14 protein-coding genes and 1 tRNA gene are annotated in these 17725 nt (G+C 49.6%); 1 reads left to right on the forward strand and 14 read right to left on the reverse strand.

All coding sequences use genetic code 11. The annotated features are described in order from the left end of the window. Positions 1–14 precede the first annotated feature (14 nt). The 8 genes from NG795_RS24780 to NG795_RS24815 all read right to left on the reverse strand — a co-directional run bounded on the left by NG795_RS24780 (position 15) and on the right by NG795_RS24815 (position 7773). Positions 15–242, reverse strand: a complete 228-nt coding sequence (locus NG795_RS24780; protein WP_207089244.1) for a ferredoxin family protein — start codon at positions 240–242, stop codon at positions 15–17. Between the two features lie 105 nt (positions 243–347). Next, the gene (locus tag NG795_RS24785) at positions 348–3485 is read right to left on the reverse strand and encodes a PAS domain S-box protein (protein ID WP_367291290.1); all 3138 of its coding nucleotides are present in this window, start codon (positions 3483–3485) and stop codon (positions 348–350) included. A gap of 82 nt (positions 3486–3567) precedes the next feature. Further along, on the reverse strand, positions 3568–4803 hold the full coding sequence (locus NG795_RS24790; protein ID WP_367291291.1) for an ATP phosphoribosyltransferase regulatory subunit: 1236 nt from the start codon (positions 4801–4803) through the stop codon (positions 3568–3570). Next, complete coding sequence (locus tag NG795_RS24795; protein WP_367291292.1) at positions 4800–5753, reverse strand: J domain-containing protein; 954 nt, start codon at positions 5751–5753, stop codon at positions 4800–4802. The genes NG795_RS24790 and NG795_RS24795 overlap by 4 nt, the downstream gene beginning before the upstream one ends. After that, on the reverse strand, positions 5716–5991 hold the full coding sequence (locus NG795_RS24800; RefSeq protein WP_367291293.1) for a hypothetical protein: 276 nt from the start codon (positions 5989–5991) through the stop codon (positions 5716–5718). Before NG795_RS24800 ends, NG795_RS24795 begins: the two co-directional genes overlap by 38 nt. Further along, a complete protein-coding gene (locus NG795_RS24805; protein WP_367291294.1) occupies positions 5976–6803 on the reverse strand; it encodes an inositol monophosphatase family protein in 828 nt (275 codons plus the stop codon). Before NG795_RS24805 ends, NG795_RS24800 begins: the two co-directional genes overlap by 16 nt. A 61-nt stretch (positions 6804–6864) precedes the next feature. Further along, entirely contained in the window at positions 6865–7383 is a 519-nt protein-coding gene (locus NG795_RS24810; RefSeq protein ID WP_367291295.1) for a thermonuclease family protein, read from the reverse strand. Between the two features lie 21 nt (positions 7384–7404). Next, a complete protein-coding gene (locus NG795_RS24815; RefSeq protein ID WP_261199638.1) occupies positions 7405–7773 on the reverse strand; it encodes a 2Fe-2S iron-sulfur cluster-binding protein in 369 nt (122 codons plus the stop codon). A gap of 266 nt (positions 7774–8039) precedes the next feature. Here NG795_RS24815 and NG795_RS24820 point away from each other — a divergent pair. Continuing rightward, positions 8040–8126: transfer RNA gene (locus NG795_RS24820), tRNA-Ser, on the forward strand. Positions 8127–8230: 104 nt separating this feature from the next. On the opposite strand, the gene NG795_RS24825 is transcribed toward NG795_RS24820, so the two are convergent. From NG795_RS24825 to tig, 6 genes are all read right to left on the reverse strand, one after another. Next, positions 8231–10066: an EamA family transporter gene (locus NG795_RS24825; protein ID WP_367291296.1), complete on the reverse strand. Its 1836-nt coding sequence runs from the start codon at positions 10064–10066 to the stop codon at positions 8231–8233. A 470-nt stretch (positions 10067–10536) separates the two neighbouring features. Continuing rightward, positions 10537–11880 carry an inorganic phosphate transporter gene (locus NG795_RS24830; RefSeq protein WP_367291297.1) on the reverse strand — a complete coding sequence of 448 codons (1344 nt, stop codon included), beginning with the start codon at positions 11878–11880 and terminating at the stop codon, positions 10537–10539. A gap of 412 nt (positions 11881–12292) precedes the next feature. Beyond that, the gene (locus NG795_RS24835) at positions 12293–13153 is read right to left on the reverse strand and encodes an alpha/beta fold hydrolase (protein WP_367291298.1); all 861 of its coding nucleotides are present in this window, start codon (positions 13151–13153) and stop codon (positions 12293–12295) included. A 123-nt stretch (positions 13154–13276) separates the two neighbouring features. After that, a complete protein-coding gene (gene clpX, locus NG795_RS24840; protein ID WP_367291299.1) occupies positions 13277–14617 on the reverse strand; it encodes an ATP-dependent protease ATP-binding subunit ClpX in 1341 nt (446 codons plus the stop codon). 10 nt (positions 14618–14627) lie between these two features. Beyond that, positions 14628–15317: an ATP-dependent Clp endopeptidase proteolytic subunit ClpP gene (clpP, locus tag NG795_RS24845; protein WP_367291300.1), complete on the reverse strand. Its 690-nt coding sequence runs from the start codon at positions 15315–15317 to the stop codon at positions 14628–14630. 266 nt (positions 15318–15583) lie between these two features. Further along, complete coding sequence (tig, locus tag NG795_RS24850) at positions 15584–17017, reverse strand: trigger factor (protein WP_367291301.1); 1434 nt, start codon at positions 17015–17017, stop codon at positions 15584–15586. Positions 17018–17725 lie beyond the last annotated feature (708 nt).

Genomic DNA, 17725 nt, shown 5'->3' on the forward strand with positions numbered 1-17725 from the left:
ATTTATTGCGGACTTTATTGCGGAGTCTGCTGGAGTTCCGGTCGTTCTTCCGCGATGATCGCCCCTTCTACCGGACAAACTTGTACACAAATCCCGCAGTCAATACAAGTGGCAAAATCAATCCAATACCAATCGGTCCCCTTAACATTTTTCCCCGGACCCTCATGAATGCAGGCAACGGGACAGGCATCGACACAATCGGCGACGCCTTCGCAGGTGTTGGTTACTATGGTATGTGGCACGGCGTTCCCTCTCTTACAGATTAATTTCCAGTCCAGATATAGACTGGTCTATCAATCTTGGATCTTAATCGAAAACGGGACGGCATGAGCAAACAGTCCCTAGGACTAGGGCTCAACCACTTCACAGGGAAGAATCACGGTAAAACGGGACCCCCACAGGGGTTGACTTTCTACGGAGATTTCCCCCCCCATCATTTGACAGAAGTGTTGACTAATGGCGAGTCCCAATCCGGTGCCCCCATACTCCCGCGTGGTTGAGGCATCCCCTTGCATGAAGGGTTTGAACAGATGCTGTCGTTGTTCGGGGGTAATGCCGATGCCGGTATCGGCGATCGCAAACTGAATCCAAGAGGAGGGGGTTCCGTTAGAGGCAGAGCGCATTGCCCCGTTTGTGGGACAAAATAAGACAACCGAAAGGGTAATCTCACCATTTTTAGTAAATTTGGCGGCATTGCTGAGAAGATTCAGCAGAATTTGACGGACTTTCGTCAAGTCAGCATACATCATCCCCAAATTGCGATCGCACTCCACCCCCAGGGTATTCTCATTTCGTTCCACCAAAGGTTGAGCGGTACTCACCACATTTTCAATCAACTCATTGATATTAAAATCCTCCAAATACAAATCCATTTTTCCGGCTTCGATTTTGGAGATATCCAGAATATCGTTAATTAACACGAGCAAATGATTTCCTGACTTGCGAATTTTCTCCAAATCGGGAACCAAATCCGTATAGCCCACATCATCGGCTTCTTCTTGGAGCATTTCGCTATAACCGATAATCGCATTCAGGGGCGTTCGCAATTCATGGCTCATATTAGCCAGGAACATACTTTTAGAGCGATTGGCCGTTTCCGCAGCGTAGGCAGCCTCTTGGAGAGCGAGTTGTGCTTGCTTGCGATCGCTGATATCCATCACAGTGCCAATGCTTCTAACCGCTTGTCCCGTGGCATTGCGAAGCACTTCCCCTTGAGCACTCAACCAGCGCAATTCCCCCGTTTCCAGGCGAATGCGTTGTTCGATTTCAAACCGTTCTGAGGTGGAGGAAAGAATTTCAGCGATCGCCTCCTCAACCCGGTTTCTATCCTCCGGGTCAATGGCTTCCAAATAGGTCTCATACTTCCCATCAAAGGAACCCGGAACGAAACCATAAAGCGCTTCCATCTCAGCAGAACCTGTTAGTTTATGATTGAGAATATCCCAATCCCAGGTTCCCATTCGCGCCGCAATTAAGCATTGCCGAAGTTGGTCTTTGCTGGCTTTTAAGGCAATTTGAACCTGTTCCCGATGGGCCACCTCAACTTGCAGGCGATCGTTTGCTTCTTTTAAAAACGCCGTCCGTTCCTCCACCCGTTGTTCTAATTCATCTTTGGACTGTTGCAGTGCAGTCTCGGCATTCTTGCGTTCCGTAATATCCCGACTAATCCCAATCATCCCCACAATTTCCCCATTCGGGTCAAAAAAGGGAGTTTGAATGGTTTCGAGCCAGGTTTTGCTCCCATCAAACTGCTCCACTTGCTCCTCCATTCGCAAGAGTTGACCTTCGGCTAAAATACGCCGGTCAATTTCAGCACAAATTTTCGCGGCTTCTGGGGGAAACAGTTGCTCATCAGTTTTGCCAATAATCTCGCTTTCCTCTCGGGCGGCAAAACGCTGAAACGCTTTATTTACCCGTTGATATACCCTTTGTTTATCTTTATAAAAAATTAAATCGGGAATTGAATCGATTAGAGACCGCAGTAAAGCCCGTTCTTGTCGGAGTGCTTGTTCGGTTTGCTTGAGTTCGGTGATATCAATTCCCACACAAACCGCTGATTTTCCGTGATTGTATTTTTCGACCCCCACCAAATATTGCCGGAGATTTCCTTCAATGTCTAAGCCAATTTCTGCGGTAGTTTTATGGAGAGAACTTTGAAAGAATTGCTGTAAGAAGTGGGGGAATTCTTTGCGAGTTTGGAGAAATCCTACCGGATGATTGACAAACTCGGCCGGCGATCGCCCGAACAAATTCGCCAGATAGCGGTTGACCCCGAGGTAGCGTAAATCTGACGCAATCCAAGAGACACATCCGGGGACGGTATCTAACACCGCTTGTAGGCGATCGAGCGCTTTTTCTAAGTTGAGTCTAGCTTGAGCGCGATCGCTGGCTTCTAACCCCAAGGCGACACAATCAGCTAGGGATGCGGCAAAGTTTTCCTCTTCTACCCGCCATTGGCGAGGGGAGCCAATATGTTCCAGACAGATCACCCCCACCATTTGTCCCCCCACCCGAATCGGTGCATCTAACATGGAGGTAATCCCCAAGGGAATCAGATAACCCTCGGTAAATTCCCGGGTTGTGGGGTCTTCTTGAGCCTGATCTGCGGCCAAGATCCGTTCCTGTTCGATGGTTTGAAAATACACCGGATAGTCAATGGCGGTGAGTTCAAGTCCGGCAGAATGTTTCTGGGGGGAGCGTTCGTAAAGTTCCATACAGTGAATCGCCCTGCGGTCTTCCGTATATAACCAGATACTAGCCCGTTCCACTGGCAGGGTCTGGCTCACCGCTTCAGTGATTTGTTCCAGGGAGGCTTGTAAATCTCCCTGGTTGAGGCTGGGACTTTTCGCCAACTCTCCGAGGACCCGACTATATTGACGCAGGCGATTCTCCCGTCGCCGCAAGGAGGCTTCAGCGCGTTTTTGTTCGGTGATATTGCTAAAGGTACAGAGGACCTGTTCGACTCCGCCATTCGAGGCGATTTGCGGATTGGCATTAACCAGCAACCATTTATCGCAATCGAGTTCGCCATTACAGGAGAGGAAGGAGTCCGGAATGCCAGGGGGATTGGGGGTGAGAGGAGACTGAACCCCGATGCCGATGATCACTTGAGTGGGGGATTGGGTGGCGATCGCCTCCATGATGGGACATTTTCCTGGCGCAAAGGGGGTGCAGTCTTCTTGCAACAGATGAGGATTGTCACAGAACAAGGGCCTGCCCATGACTGCCGCTTCATCCAGACTCAGCAGGGTCAAGGCAACAGGATTGGTGACGAGGACCTCGCCTTCAGGTCCCGTCAACACGACCCCAACATCCATCTGGGCGATCAGATTCAGGAACTGGGGTTCAAAGGACCCCGGACTGTCCTGGCTTGGGTTGGGGGGCTGGAATTGGCGAGCGATCGCCAGGGAGAGTCCGGGAATCACTCGGCTAATTCCGATGCCAATGCCGATGCCTATGGTGAGCGAAATCGCAACCCAAATCATGAATTAACTCCTACAGATTGATTCCATTTTTGGGAGGTCCTCCCCCTAGGAACACCCCCTGGATTCGTTAGATGCTTACGGGTTATCCGAGGATTTCGATTTCGGCGTTCCCATCCCCTTCAATCCAAGCAATTTGGGCAATCCGGCGATCTCGTGCATATTGGCGAACCGCTGACTGACTGGAGTAGGGAGACAGATCCAGTTCTACAGGGATGTCCTCCCCATTCTGACGCAGGGTTTGCGCGTGAGCAAAGGCAGGCGCATAGGCGCGAGGGCTGGTTGGCACCACTAAGGTATGAGGGGCTGGGGTTGTCGTCGGCAATTGACCCGTTTGCAGCAGGATTTGATGCAAGTTTTCTAGCTTGAGAGCAAAGCCAATCCCTGGAATCATTTCTCCTTGGGGATGATAGAGACTTAAGAGGCGATCGTAACGCCCTCCCTGTCCGAGGGATTGCGGTCCGAACTCGGTTTCGCTGACCACTTCAAAGACAATGCCGGTGTAGTAATCCATCGGTTGAATCAGACTCAAATCCAGGATGGGACCCTCTTGGGTGGCCCCGTTGCTGAGAGAAGATTCCGCTAACAAGTCAATTAAGGATTTGAGATTTTCCAGAGTTTCCCGTTCCCCGGGTTCCAATTCCAATTGACCCACCCGCTGCAAGACATCCTCGGGACGACCCCGGAGATCTAACAAAAATAAGGCCCGTTCCTGTTGTTCGGGGGTTAAGGGGAGGGCTTCGAGGGTGAGGCGATCGAGTTGGGCGATCGCCTGGCGGACTTTAGGTTTCAGTGGGTCCGGGAAGATCCGGAGTAAGGAGCGAGTTAACCCAGCTTCCCCTAAAACCAGCCGCCATTGGTTCAGTCCCAGACTCTGCAAACAGTCTTGCAAGAGCAATAAGATTTCTGCATCCGCCAGCAATCCACCCACTCCCAGCAGTTCTACCCCCGCTTGATAAAATTCCTGCTGGCTACCGTGGGAGTTGTTTTTGCTACGGCGAAATACATTGGCATTGTAATAAAGCCGTTGAGGAAAGGTGGTGTCCGCCATTCGGGTGACAGCAGTGCGGGCGATCGAAGCCGTCAGTTCGGGACGGAGGGCCAAGGGGCTATCCTCCTCCCGTTCCTGAAGTTGGATCACCGTTGACTGGGCGATCGCGCCTCCAGCCATTAGGGTATCCAACCGTTCTACCGTTGAGGTGATAATCCTGTGATACCCCCACCCTTCAAATACCGGGCGCAGTCGCTTTTCTATCCAGCGTTTTTGGGTCACGTCAAGGGGTAGTAAATCCCTAGCCCCGGCTGGAGGTTGATGAATCATTTTTTCTTTTTCCCACCCAACAAACTACCGAAGAATGCCGCTAAGGGAGATTTTTTATCTTTCTCTTTCGCGGCTTTTTGAATCTGCTTTTGCAGTCCTTTTTGCGCCTCTAAAGCTGATTCTTCTTGCGGATTCAACTTCAGAGCTTGATTGATATGAACTTTAGCCAAGGTACTTTGATTCTTCTTCAGATATGCTTGGCCAAGCAATCCATGAGCCCGACTATTTTTAGGTTGAATTTTCAACCCTTCTTTTAGCTCATTCACGGCCCCATCGAAATCTCCCCCGGCGATGAAATTTTCCGCCCGACGGCAATAATTATCGATTTTTGAGGGAGCGGATTTTTCAGGATCTGCCTTCGTTTCCGCCGCCACAGGTTGTTGAGTTGGACTCTCTTCGGCTTTCTTTTTGCCAGAGGCGGCAGATTTGGCCGTTTTTTTATCAGAAGTAGGCTTGCCCACCGTTTCCCCTTGGCTTTCTTTGCGTTGCAGGTAGACCAAATTTAGCTCGCTAAGTTGTCCAATTGTCTCCAGGGTTTGACTCAGGGTTTCATAAGCCTGTTTCCCCAGTTTGGCGACCGATTCTTTATAGTCTGTTTCCAGATTTGGGGACTTTAATAACTGTTGAGCCGCTTCACTTTTGAGCTTAACTTTATCTTTTTCCTGCACCAATCGTTTGCCCATCATCCCCAGCAAAACACCATATTCGGCACGAGTGCTTTCGTTGGTGAGTTTGCTGTAAGCCGGATTGGCCAATTTTGACAAAATCTGGGTCGCGAGTTTTTTATCCGCTGGACTTTCTGCCTTAGAACTGTCTGGATGCAGTCTTCTGGCAATGAGCATATAGCGTTTGCGGATTGTATTAAAATCCGCATCTAGTGGCACCCCCAAGATGGCATGGTGGTCCTCGAAATCAAATTGAAATAAGCCTTGCTTGATGTTTAAAGACATAGTAATATGCCCATCCCCTGGCTGTAACCTTATCTTTAGTGTACTTCGCCCTTGTCATTGCAGGGCGATCGCTATCACCTTTGCCCCCATAATCGGGACAAAGGCAGTCTTCTATGGCGATCGCCTCCCAAACCTGAACCATTAACCGAGTCAGCAACAGAGCACTTTTATCAAAAACCCGAGACGGGTCAGACCCCGAAAATGCCGGAATTTCACCTAAAATCAGGAATTGGCCCACCGTTCTAAGGGTTTAACCTGGAGGAGTTCCTGACTCAGACTCTCATGCAGTTTCCCGTTGGTGGCTAAAATTCGTCCCGATTCAATTTTCCAGGGACTGCCATCATAGGCGGTGATTTTTCCTCCCGCTTCCGATAAAATCACCACCCCAGCAGCCAAATCCCAGGGAGAGAGTCCCCGTTCCCAGTATCCATCCAAACGCCCGCAACTGACGTAACAGAGGTCGATGGAAGCCGATCCGCTGCGCCGGACTCCTTGGGTGAGATGAGTCAGATGACAAAATTCGGCATAGTTATTATCTGGGGTTTCCCGGCGATCGTAGGCAAACCCTGTCACTAATAAGCTGTTTCGCAATTCTACGGTTTCGGAGACGCGAATCGGTTGCCGATTCCGGGTGGCTCCCAGTCCCTTAGCGGCCCTAAATAATTCGTTATGGAAAGGGTCAAATACGACCCCCACTTGAGGAATGCCATCAATCAACAAGCCGATAGAGACGCCAAAGGGGGGATATTGATGGGCAAAATTCGTGGTCCCATCCAAGGGGTCGATCGCCCACAGATACTGGCTGGTGCTGTCTCCCAGTTTGCCACTTTCTTCGGCGAGGATGCCATGTTCAGGAACGTGCCGTCTGAGGACCTCTAAAATCGCTTTCTCCGAGGCTTTATCGGCGGCGGTGACTAAATCCCCGGGTCGTCCTTTTTCTTCGATCGCATTTAAGTTCCCCCAGTAGGATTGAACGATCGCCCCGGCATCGAGGGCCGCTTCGGTGGCAATATCGAGAAAGATTTGGAGTTGTTCGGGGGTATGACTCATGAAACTTTTAAGATTGACAGTTGAGCGTTGAGCGTTGAGCAGGGGAATTTGAACTCAGGATTTAGGGCCGGTTCTGACGAAAGTCGCTAGGATGCACGCGCAATGGGGTTTGGGAATCCCAAATTCCCTGTCCCATAATTCTGGCCTTTTCTTGGGCGTGAGTAAACCGGCGATCGTATTTGATGTTGGGCGATCGCACGGTAGCCAAAGCATATCCCCCGGCAATGAGTTCTTCATTGACCAGTTTCCCATCCCGCCAGAGATACGCCAAATGGCGATCGTATCCGTCTTCCCTCTCTATATCCCATTCTAATAACAGGGTCTGCCCCTCAATCAGCCGTTCGAGTTCCTGTTTGGCCGCATTTCCCCAGGGATTTTGCTGCAAATCCGGTGCCTCAATGCCAATTAACCGGACTCGTTTGGCTCCACCTGATTCGCCCAAGTCCCGCACTTCTAAGCTGTTGCCACTGAGCACCCGCTCGACCCTGACTTCTACCTGTTCGGAACCCACCGGGCCCGAACAGCTCACCAGGAACAGAAGTCCGATCCAGGATACCGGACAACGGAAAATTTTTATCATAGCTCCTGCTCCCCATCGAGTTTAATCCTCGTCTAAGGGCAGTCCAAACCGGACCTTACCTTTGCCAAAATAACGCCCAAATTGGAGGTAGTACACTTCATCTTCATCTTGGGTTTCTACTTCTAAGTCGGAACGGGGATAGCTGACACACAAAAGCGCATATCCGCGATCGCGGAGGGCGGGGGAGAGTCCCATCGCCTCCGGTTGATGGAGTTCTCCCGAGAGAACCCGCACGGCACAGGTGGTACAAGCCCCATTCCGACAGGAAAAGGGCAAATCAACCCCTTTGTTTTCACAATGTTGCAGGATATAGCGGTCTTCGGGGACTTCAACGGTTTGGCGGCTGCCATTCTGACGATTGTGGATGGTGATGCGATAAGAACGGGTCATGGTGTGGCTCAGTAATCAATGAAGGATTCGACCAAAGGATCTAATGCTTAGGTTACGCTATCTTTGATATCCGGATCTACCCACTCCCGGGGATGCCACGGGATTCATAAGTCCCCAAACCCTTACCCACGGGTCATTGTCCCCCCTCGAACTCGGACTCAATTGCTGGATAAAAAATTTTTTTTGGAAAAGGGTTTGCAAAACCGAATGGGTTCTGCTAGGATATGATTCTTGTGGGTATAAATTTGCATAAACCCCATTTCTCTGGAGAGGTGGCCGAGCGGTTGAAGGCGCAGCACTGGAAATGCTGTTTAGGGGTAACTTTAACGAGGGTTCGAATCCCTCCCTCTCCGTTCTCACGGAACGGACATTCAAAAGACAAAGAAAACCAGCGATCAGGCGATCGCTGGTTTTCTTTTTTCCCCGTTTGAGAGTCTGTGAACTCCGTTGAACCGCTTTAGGCTCCTTGTTTTGCTGGAGCTGCGGGGACAGGGGCCGGTTTCTTTTGCTTGTTCATGTTATCAACACTAATTCCGAGCACCCACAGGGTCACAATTAGCACCCCGAGCCACTCATTCAGCCCGAGTCCTTCCCCAATAAATAGCAACGCCATTAAACTGGTCAATCCAGGACCCGTTGCCGCTACCACCGAGGCTAAAGGTGCACCAATCATGGGAATGGCAAAGTTATTCAAGGCGTAACCAATCAGGGTGGTTGTCGCTAGAGCAATACTGCCAATCCATAACTGGGTCCAATTTTCGGGTAAGACATTCCAAGTAAAGAAGTTTCCTGGTGTCGAACCCAAGATCACGAAGGGAATCGCCAAGATTAAAATCACGGAAAAGTTAATGACACTAAACGGTGCCGGATGCAATTTCAGCTTTCTGGCACTGAGTTGGGTCAAAATTACATAACCGGCAAAGGTCAACCCCGAGGCGATCGCCGTCCCAATTCCCAGGCCCAAATTTCCATCCGGTGCGCCTCCAGTCAGCCGCCCAGATACAGTCAAAAAGCATCCTAGATAAATCGTTACGGTGGCTAAAACAAAGATAAAGGTGGGTCTTGCCCCAAACAGGATCCATGCCAAGACTGCTGTAACGGGGGGGAAAATAAAGAATAAGGTAATGGCAACCCCTGTCGGAATATTTCCCAGAGCGATATAGATAAAGAACTGGGACATAAACAGGAATAAGCCACTGCCAATGACGATCCACAGGGACCCCCGCTTTTCAGGATTGCCCAGTTGTTTGATATCCCGCCAGGTATTGGGATACAGCAGTGGGGCCAGAATAAAGCCCATGAGCGGAACCACAAATAGCATCCGCATCCCTAGAATTAGTAGGGAATTTCCCGCTCCTGGAGCGAGGACTTGTCCCTGCCACAATCCAAAGAGAGACTGAGGACTGAGAATCGCCCGGGTGATGATGTTTTGGAAGGAAATGGTAATCGAGGATAGCAAGGCTAGGATTAACCCGGTTAAAAAGACATTACTTTCAACGGGGGGACTGGGGACTGGGGTAGCTGGGGGAGCGGTCCGGACTTCTGCCATCGCCGCTTTTTCTGCCGCCATCCGATCGCTTTGAGTTCCGGTCCCTTCCGGGCGATCGCCTCGGTTGGTAGGAGTCCCCACAGGCAGTCCTTGTCTGCGGTTCGTGACAATCTCTGCGGTGGTTTGAACGTTAGTTGCTTCTTCCTGCAATTGGTCAATCAGGCGATCGACCAAGGTTTCTAAAATCACTTCCCCTTGCTGCTGCAACGAGTGCATTCGCCCGAGTTGCTGGGACAATGAGCTTTGATAGGTGCTCAGTTCCTGTTGCAGATTTTTAAAGGTGGTGTTCAGGGTCGTATCTAACGATGCCAACAACCGATAGGCATTTTCATTTAAGTTTCCCGTCTGCGGCGACGACATTCCACTATTGGGGTCTAGGGTCGTTAAGGATTGCGATGGGGCCGGTGGAGCCACCATGATTTCCTTCAACCGCTCGCTCAATTCTTGTTGGAGTTGGGACGCCATCACTTGCGCGAGTTGCTTTGTCCACTGCTGCTGGGTATGCCGTCCCGGTCCCCCCTGCATTTGCCGCGATTGGATTTGCTGCTGTTGATTTTGCAGTTTTTGAATATCAGCAGTGAGGCGCGATTGTTCCGCTTGCAGTCGGGCCATGTCCCGAGCCAACTGAACGACTATATTTTGCTGAATATCTCGAAGCTCCTGGGTCATGGAACTCAGAAGGGTTTCGATTTCTTTAGTGTTACTGTTTGTCGAGTTTTCCGGTTGATTGTCCAGTTGCCCCATTATTCTATTACCTCTAGCTTATCGATCGTAAACCAAACTAATCGCCGCTCGCTTGGCACTCCTGTGTTTTTGCTGATGGGTTGGGTTGAAATTTAATTGATTCGCTTAAGCGAATCCTGCATCCTAGCCGTTGTTTGAATCCGATGTCAAACTGAAAAATTCCCTTCAGCTTGACATTCTAATCTAAATGAGTAAGCAGACGCACAGGTTTTGGTTGATTCTATCGAAGGTGGGTTAAATTTTCCATCAAACGCTCCAATTGTGTTAAAAAACGCAACAATTAATTTGTTATAAAAAGAAAATTATTTGACCCAGCTCGGGCTATTGCTTCTTGGGGGCGATCGCCCTAGAGTCTATCCAGAGCTTGAAACTCCCACCTTCAAGGGGCGAGTCTCAGGGAGGGGGGCTGGATTTTCCCCCTACTGCTGAACTCAGGGATTCTTGACGTTTGTCCCCCGAGGGCGATCGCCTTATTCCCCAATCAACCGCACGATACTAAATAGACCAGCTCCTAAAAGAGCTGCGATCGGAACCGTAATAATCCAGGCCAAAAATACTCCTCGCAGGGTTTCCATGCGAATGGATTTAGGGTTTTGCACCAATCCAATGCCGATGACACCCCCGACTAAGGAATGGGAGGTGGAAACGGGTAAACCAAAGCGGGACGCTATTAATACCGTAGTCGCCGTGGCAAGTTCTGCACAGAATCCACCACTCGGTTTTAGGGCAATAATCTTTTCGCCTACGGTGGCTATTACTTTTTTACCCCATATTGCTAAGCCTGTCACGATGCCTGCACCCCCCAATATCAAAATCCACAGGGGAACGTTGAAATCATCTAGGGGAACGGATCCGGTGCGGCGAATATAGGCGATCGCCGCTAAGGGGGCCACGGCATTCCCCACATCGTTGGATCCGTGGGCAAAGGCCACAAAACAAGCACTCAGCACTTGAAACCGCGCCAGTTGCTTTTCAACAGGGGAGGAGTACACGGTCGAGTTGATTTCTGAGTCCGTCTTCTCTAAATCGGTCTCTTCTTCCAACTCTTGCTCCAACTCTTCTTCCAACTCTTGCTCCAACTCTTGCCAATTTTGCCCGTCCCCCTGTTCGAGGTTACGCCACTGAACCAGAGTCAGTCCAATTGCCGCCATACCCCCCACCAGCAGAGGTAAATCTTGTGGGGGAAGGACAATCCCAAACTCAGTCCCAATCCAAACATTGAGCGGATGCAGGACCTTGGGAAGCACGATAATCCCAAAGACGCCCAACAGCAGACTACTCAACCAAGGAATCCATTGGTCTAACTGTTGTAAGGGTTCTGGATGTTCTAAAATCCACCGCTTGATGAAACTATAAACTGTAGCGGCAATCAGGGCGCTAATAGCTGGGGTGAGTAGCCAACTGATGGAAATCAGCCCGATGGTGGACCAATCCACGGCATCGAATCCCACAGCAACCACACTAAATCCGGCGATCGCCCCAATAATCGCATGGGAAGAAGCAACGGGCCACCCCTGAGAGGTGGCAACCTGCAACCAAATTCCACAGGTGACCATGACACAAATCATGCCCGTCAGCAGCAGGTGTGGGGCATGAGCAAACACACTCGGTTCCAGAACGCTGGTAGCTAGGGTTTGGGACACTTCTTGACCAAACAGGACGGCCCCGGTAAATTCCAATATCCCGGCGATAATCAGTGCCTGTCGCAGGGTCACTGCTTTGGACCCGACGGAGGTCCCCATCGAGTTCGCCACGTCGTTTGCCCCTAGGTTCGCCGCTACATAAAAGGCTAAAAGGGCTAGTAATATAGTCATATCATCAGTTTGAAGTTTACCATTACGATTGTTAAAAGGGTTATAATGCCCAAATTTTAACAATTAAGTTTCATTCTAGTTCAAGATAGAATTAATCGACAATTTATTGCTTTTTTGAAATTATAAAATTGTTTTTTGTTTATAGTTTGATGTTGATAAAATTGGATATTATGAAGTTAATTTCGGTCTCATCGTACCTCGATGGGTAAAAACTTAAAAACCCGGTTTCTTCGCTCAAGGTGGCAGAAACCGGGTTTCTCAGATAACTTTTGCCTCGTCCCATAAATTGATAAAAGAAACCCGGTTTCTCTCCCTCAAGGTGGCAGAAACCGGGTTTTTCAGATAACTTTTTCCTCATCCCCTAAGTTGATAAAAGAAACCCGGTTTCTCTCCCTAGGGAAACTAGAAACCGCTAAACTTTGGCTAAGGCAGGGCCGGTTTCCAAAAACTCTCTGACCAGTTCCAAATAGGTTGGCGCATCTTCTAACATGGGAAAATGGGCCGTATTTGCCATTTGGATAAACTGGACGAACTGCTGATTTAATGAGGCAGCGTACTGTCCCATGTGAGCGGGAATAATTTTATCGTATTCTCCAGCAATCAACAGCACCGGGACCTGCAATTTGGCAAATTCAACCGGCATTACTTCGGTTGCTTTCTTGCTGACGGAGGTAAAAATCGTATTGAGGGCGGCCCCATAGTCGGCCATTAGATAATCTTCTAAAAATGCCCGTCTAGCAGCAGGGGGAATGGAACGATATAAAAATCTCGCCATGAATACTTGATCCATCAAGGGAATTTTTGCCAGCCAAGCGGGCCGATATTTGACCACTTGACCTCCCCAGGTATGGAAAGCGGTGAAGGCTTTTTCGTCATATTCAAAGACGCCGCTACAGGTGAGGATTGCTTTGATGACGCGATCGCCATAGCGGTTGAGAAACAGCGTCGCCACGGAAGCGCCCATCGAATGAGCATTCAGATAGACCCGTTGCAAGCCTAAAGCATCTAAAAATAACGCCAAATCATCGGCGTAGGTTTCTAACTCGTAGTCTAAGGCTGGGGGTTCTTGGGGTAAACGAGATCGCCCGAAGCCGCGCATATCGTACAGCAGACAATCGAAGCGATCGGCCAGGGCCAATGCGGTACTTTCCCAGTAGCGAGCCGAACCCGCCCAGCCATGAAGAAACACCAAAACCGGCTTTTCTCCACTGGGAACTGGGGTGCCGACCCACTCATAGTAGTGTTCGACCCCGCGAACTTGAATGTAGGGCATCCTGCTAAAGGTGTTGATGATTAAATGAGCAGATCTGAAGGGTCAAGGGTAAAGTCTGAATGGCCCAATCAGAAAATTCACCATTGTTCATTCTTCACCCCCGCTCTTCAATTTAGCCTAGGGTTAGGCGGATTCTGGCTTCGGTAAGGAAGAAGGATGGACAATCAGTTCCGCTGTTGAGCGCTTCTCGACCATCTCGCGGGTAATGGTGCAGCGAGTCACATCCTTACGGGAAGGCAACTCGTACATCACATCGAGCATTAATTCCTCGACAATCCCCCGCAATGCTCTGGCTCCAGTTTTACGGCGGTACGCTTCCTGGGCGATCGCCCGAATGGCATCGGGTTTGAACTCCAGATTCACGTTATCCATCCGCAGTAATTTCTGATACTGCTTCACCAGGGCGTTCTTGGGTTCAGTCAAGATTTCCGTGAGGGCATCTTCATCGAGGGGGTCCACCACAGCCAGCACCGGAATCCGACCGATGAATTCAGGAATCATCCCAAATTTCACCAAATCATCCGGCTGTAAATTCTTGAGAATATCTGCTGTGCGTTTTTCCTTCGACTGAGCATCTCCGGGTTGAATAAAGCCCATTGACTTTTTACCCGTGCGCTGTTCCACCACCTTTTCCAGACCGACAAAGGCTCCACCACAGATAAACAGAATATTACTCGTGTCAATCTGGATGCAATCTTGATAGGGGTGTTTGCGTCCTCCTTGCGGGGGGACATTGGCGACGGTTCCTTCTAGCATCTTCAGCAGAGCTTGTTGGACCCCTTCACCGGAGACATCTCGGGTAATCGATGGGTTTTCACTCTTGCGGGCGATTTTGTCGATTTCATCGATATAGATGATGCCGCGTTGGGCTTCTTCTACGTCGAGATCTGCGACTTGGAGCAATCGCAACAAGATATTTTCCACATCTTCGCCGACATACCCCGCTTCGGTTAAGGTGGTCGCATCTGCAACGGCAAAGGGAACCTCTAGAACATCCGCTAAAGTCTGAGCCAAGAGGGTTTTTCCACAACCCGTCGGCCCAATCAACAAAATGTTAGATTTTTGGAGTTCAACTGGATCCTCAGCCCCAATTTTCCCGCTGGCCTTGGCTTGGGTGTAGCTCAGGCGCTTGTAATGGTTATAAACCGCGACGGAAAGCACTTTTTTGGCTTCATCTTGACCAATGACGTGCTCATCGAGATGTTTTTTGATCTCGCGCGGTTTAGGCATTTGATTCAGCGAGATATTCGCGGCTTTAGTGCGCCGCTTTTGGGGTTGTTCCGTCCGGGGTACGGGTTGAGGTGCTGCGGCATTGGAGTCAAATAGCTCCTCATCTAAAATTTCATTGCACAGGTCTACGCATTCATCGCAAATATAGACTCCCGGACCTGCGATTAATTTGCGTACTTGCTCCTGAGATTTGCCACAAAAGGAACATTTTAGATGGGAGTCGTACTTAGACATAGACGGCCTCTTACTTTTGTGCGGTAACAGCCTCTCCCGATTTCGGAAGACCCTGCTTGGTAATAACCTGGTCAATTAGACCATAAGCTCTGGACTCTTCTGCCGACATAAAGAAATCGCGATCGGTGTCGGCTTCAATTCGCTCTAGGGGTTGGCCGGTATGAAAAGCCAGCATTTCATTTAACTGACGTTTATGATAAAGAATTTCCTTGGCTTGGATCTCAATATCAACCGCTTGTCCCTGAGCACCTCCGAGAGGTTGGTGAATCATAATCCGGGAAGAAGGCAGTGACATCCGTTTGCCTTTTGCGCCTGCGGTGAGCAAAAATGCTCCCATGCTGGCAGCCAAACCATAACAGATGGTCGCCACATCGGGGCGAATCTGTTGCATGGTATCGTAAATCGCCATACCGGCGGTGACTGAGCCACCGGGGGAGTTGATATAGAGCTGAATATCCTTTTCAGGGTCTTCTGCATCTAAAAAGAGCATCTGGGCCACGATTAGGTCGGCAACGTTGTCATCAACGGGTGTCCCCAGAAACACAATTCTTTCCCGGAGTAGGCGCGAATAAAGGTCAAACCCGCGTTCCCCCATCCCGGATTGTTCTACCACCATTGGGATAACGTTCTGGCTGGTGGAGGCAATCTCTAGGCTTTTGGAGCCGGAGATTGGATAATAATGAGTTTGAGATATAAGCATCCGATCTGAGTTCATGCCAGGGTCAGCTTTTCGAGGGAGTAGATATCAAGCAAAATTTTTTTTGGTTTTTACGCCATTATAGTCTTTGCTCTGTCTATATTATGCCGCAGCTCACCGAGGACGGGCAGAAATTTCCAGAAAAATGCACAAATTGGATTTTTCTTTAGAATCACATTGGAATTGATCTGGAGATTTCTGGGTTCCCGGTACTGGAAAGAGGGCGATCGCCCTTGGGGTCTCGTCCCCGACCCTTTCTTCAGATGCGTTTATTCCTGCGAGTCGGTTGCCTCGACTTCGACTACTTCACTGGCACTTTCTTCCCCCTCTGGGAGTTCGGCTTCTGCGGCTGCTGCGGCTGCTGCGGCTGCTGCGGCTTCTGCCTCTAGGGTTCCGGCTGGTAATAGCTCAATTTGCGCGCGTTCTGCCAGCCAATCTAGGGCTTTTTCCTTGAGCATTTCCGATTCAAGGGCCGAGTTCAATCGGTCGAGATCGACATCGGGTGGCAAACGGTCCTTGAGTTCCTCAATCCGAGCCTGGATTTCCTCTGGTGTTACAGACAAAGACTCGCGAGCCGCCACTTCTTTCAAAGCAAAGGATTTCCGCAAGTTTTCGATTGCCTCGGGTTGGGACTGTTTCCGCAGTGCGGCTACAGTTTCCTTGGTGTAAAGCTTTTTCACATCAATCCCATAATTGGCAAGCTGCATCATCGATTGCTGCAAGATATTATCCAGCTCGCGATCAATTAAGGTTTCCGGGATTTCTACTTCCACAATTTTTTCGATCGCATTCCCTAAAGCCTCGTGCTTATTCGCTTTGGTTTCGCGATCGGCTTTCTCCTGATACTGCTTCTCCAACGACTCGCGCAGTTCCGCCAGGGTTTGATACTCGCTCACCGCTTGGGCGAAATCATCATCTAATTCCGGTAACTCTTTTTCTTTGAGTTCTTTTACGGTAATCGTAAAAATTGCTTCCTTACCCGCTAAATCTTCGTTGGGATAATCTTCAGGAAATGGAACATTTAGCTCTTTGGTTTCCCCAACTTTCAAACCAATAATTCCCTCAACGAAGCCCTTGATAAATCGGCCTTCACTGAGTTCAATTTGAAAGTTTTCCGCCTCTCCTCCGGGCAGCGGCTGCGGTTCTCCACCTTCTTCGTTGATGATTTTTCCCACATAATCAACAATGGCAATATCCTCAGCCTGGGCGGCTCTTTCCTCTACGGGAATCAAGGTCGCTTGTTCTTTTCGACGTTCCTCTAAAAACTGATCCACTTCTGCGGGATCATATTTGATTTCTTCGGCTCTAATGGCCAGTCCGGTGTAATCATTCAGGGTGACTTCCGGGGGGACATCCACGGAAACCGAAAACACTAGCGTTTCTCCCGGTTGGTACTGGGACACTAATTCCTCAAAGGAGGAGATTAGCTGAAAATTCCCCAAGGCTGGAATCTCTTCATCCTTGACGACTTTTTCTAGGCAATTTTGAATTAAATCCTCGACTGCTGCGGCTTTTATCCTGGAAGTTCCCATGCGCTGTACCAAAACTGAGCGCGGTACTTTTCCTTTCCGAAACCCAGGAATGCTAGCCTGTCGGCTAAATTGCTGAATCACCTGTTCATAGGCTTTCTGAGACATATCGGGGGTCACTTCAATTTCCAGACCAAGTTTGCTGGCGGGAAGCTTTTCCTGGGTAACTTTCATCGGCGTTCTCTTCGACAAATTCTGTTAATTCTCGGTTGGTCTTTTGGGCGGTTTACCGTCCTGATTCCGTTGAGCAGAAGGGAATTCCTCCTGGTCTGATGACTGGACCTCGGCCCCAGGCAGGCCCACTGACTGGGGCTAGGTCTTAGGACCATCTGGCTCAGGATCGGGCAACTCGGTCAAGCCCAAGGCTATCTTTGCTGCAACTATAGATCCTAGCTGATCCAGGGCGTCAAGGGCGATCGCCTTTCCATAAAAAACCACGGCTCTGCGGGTGATTATCCCTTGAACAATGGGCTATGCAGCTATTTTTTAGGGAGAATCTAAAATTTTACCAAAAAAAGTGCTGGAGTAATTTTTTTGGGGCGATCGCGCCCTGAAAATGTTACTCTGGCCTCAGACTGAGGAACCGGAAGTTAGAAGTCCCTGACACCCCCTGAATCTGGCCTGGGGCCGATCGCCTTTTCCGGGGATCGTCCCGTCCAGGTTATAAACCGGGTTTGGGGTCCTCATCTATCCAATACTGTACCGGCCTTCTAGGAATCTCAAAAATTTTCAGCCAATCAGGGGTATAATAAAATAACCGTTATTTCACTCAAGGCTATTTTTTATTGACTTTTTGTTTCCAATCTGTAATAAATACATTGTTATCCGTAAATAAACTATCCAATCTGTTCCGGATCAAGTAAGGGTTTACTCCTAGTCATC

Origin of the sequence: Laspinema palackyanum D2c (assembly GCF_025370875.1) — a bacterium.
Classification (GTDB): Bacteria; Cyanobacteriota; Cyanobacteriia; order Cyanobacteriales; family Laspinemataceae; genus Laspinema; species Laspinema palackyanum.

What these genes read in the sequence shown, in the direction of transcription:
- NG795_RS24785 (WP_367291290.1), bottom strand. Translation starts at nt 3,485, where the DNA reads ATGATTTGGGTTGCGATTTCGCTCACCATAGGCATCGGCATTGGCATC.
- NG795_RS24790 (WP_367291291.1), bottom strand. Translation starts at nt 4,803, where the DNA reads ATGATTCATCAACCTCCAGCCGGGGCTAGGGATTTACTACCCCTTGAC.
- NG795_RS24795 (WP_367291292.1), bottom strand. Translation starts at nt 5,753, where the DNA reads ATGTCTTTAAACATCAAGCAAGGCTTATTTCAATTTGATTTCGAGGAC.
- NG795_RS24805 (WP_367291294.1), bottom strand. Translation starts at nt 6,803, where the DNA reads ATGAGTCATACCCCCGAACAACTCCAAATCTTTCTCGATATTGCCACC.
- NG795_RS24810 (WP_367291295.1), bottom strand. Translation starts at nt 7,383, where the DNA reads ATGATAAAAATTTTCCGTTGTCCGGTATCCTGGATCGGACTTCTGTTC.
- NG795_RS24815 (WP_261199638.1), bottom strand. Translation starts at nt 7,773, where the DNA reads ATGACCCGTTCTTATCGCATCACCATCCACAATCGTCAGAATGGCAGC.
- NG795_RS24825 (WP_367291296.1), bottom strand. Translation starts at nt 10,066, where the DNA reads ATGGGGCAACTGGACAATCAACCGGAAAACTCGACAAACAGTAACACT.
- NG795_RS24830 (WP_367291297.1), bottom strand. Translation starts at nt 11,880, where the DNA reads ATGACTATATTACTAGCCCTTTTAGCCTTTTATGTAGCGGCGAACCTA.
- NG795_RS24835 (WP_367291298.1), bottom strand. Translation starts at nt 13,153, where the DNA reads ATGCCCTACATTCAAGTTCGCGGGGTCGAACACTACTATGAGTGGGTC.
- clpX (WP_367291299.1), bottom strand. Translation starts at nt 14,617, where the DNA reads ATGTCTAAGTACGACTCCCATCTAAAATGTTCCTTTTGTGGCAAATCT.
- clpP (WP_367291300.1), bottom strand. Translation starts at nt 15,317, where the DNA reads ATGCTTATATCTCAAACTCATTATTATCCAATCTCCGGCTCCAAAAGC.
- tig (WP_367291301.1), bottom strand. Translation starts at nt 17,017, where the DNA reads ATGAAAGTTACCCAGGAAAAGCTTCCCGCCAGCAAACTTGGTCTGGAA.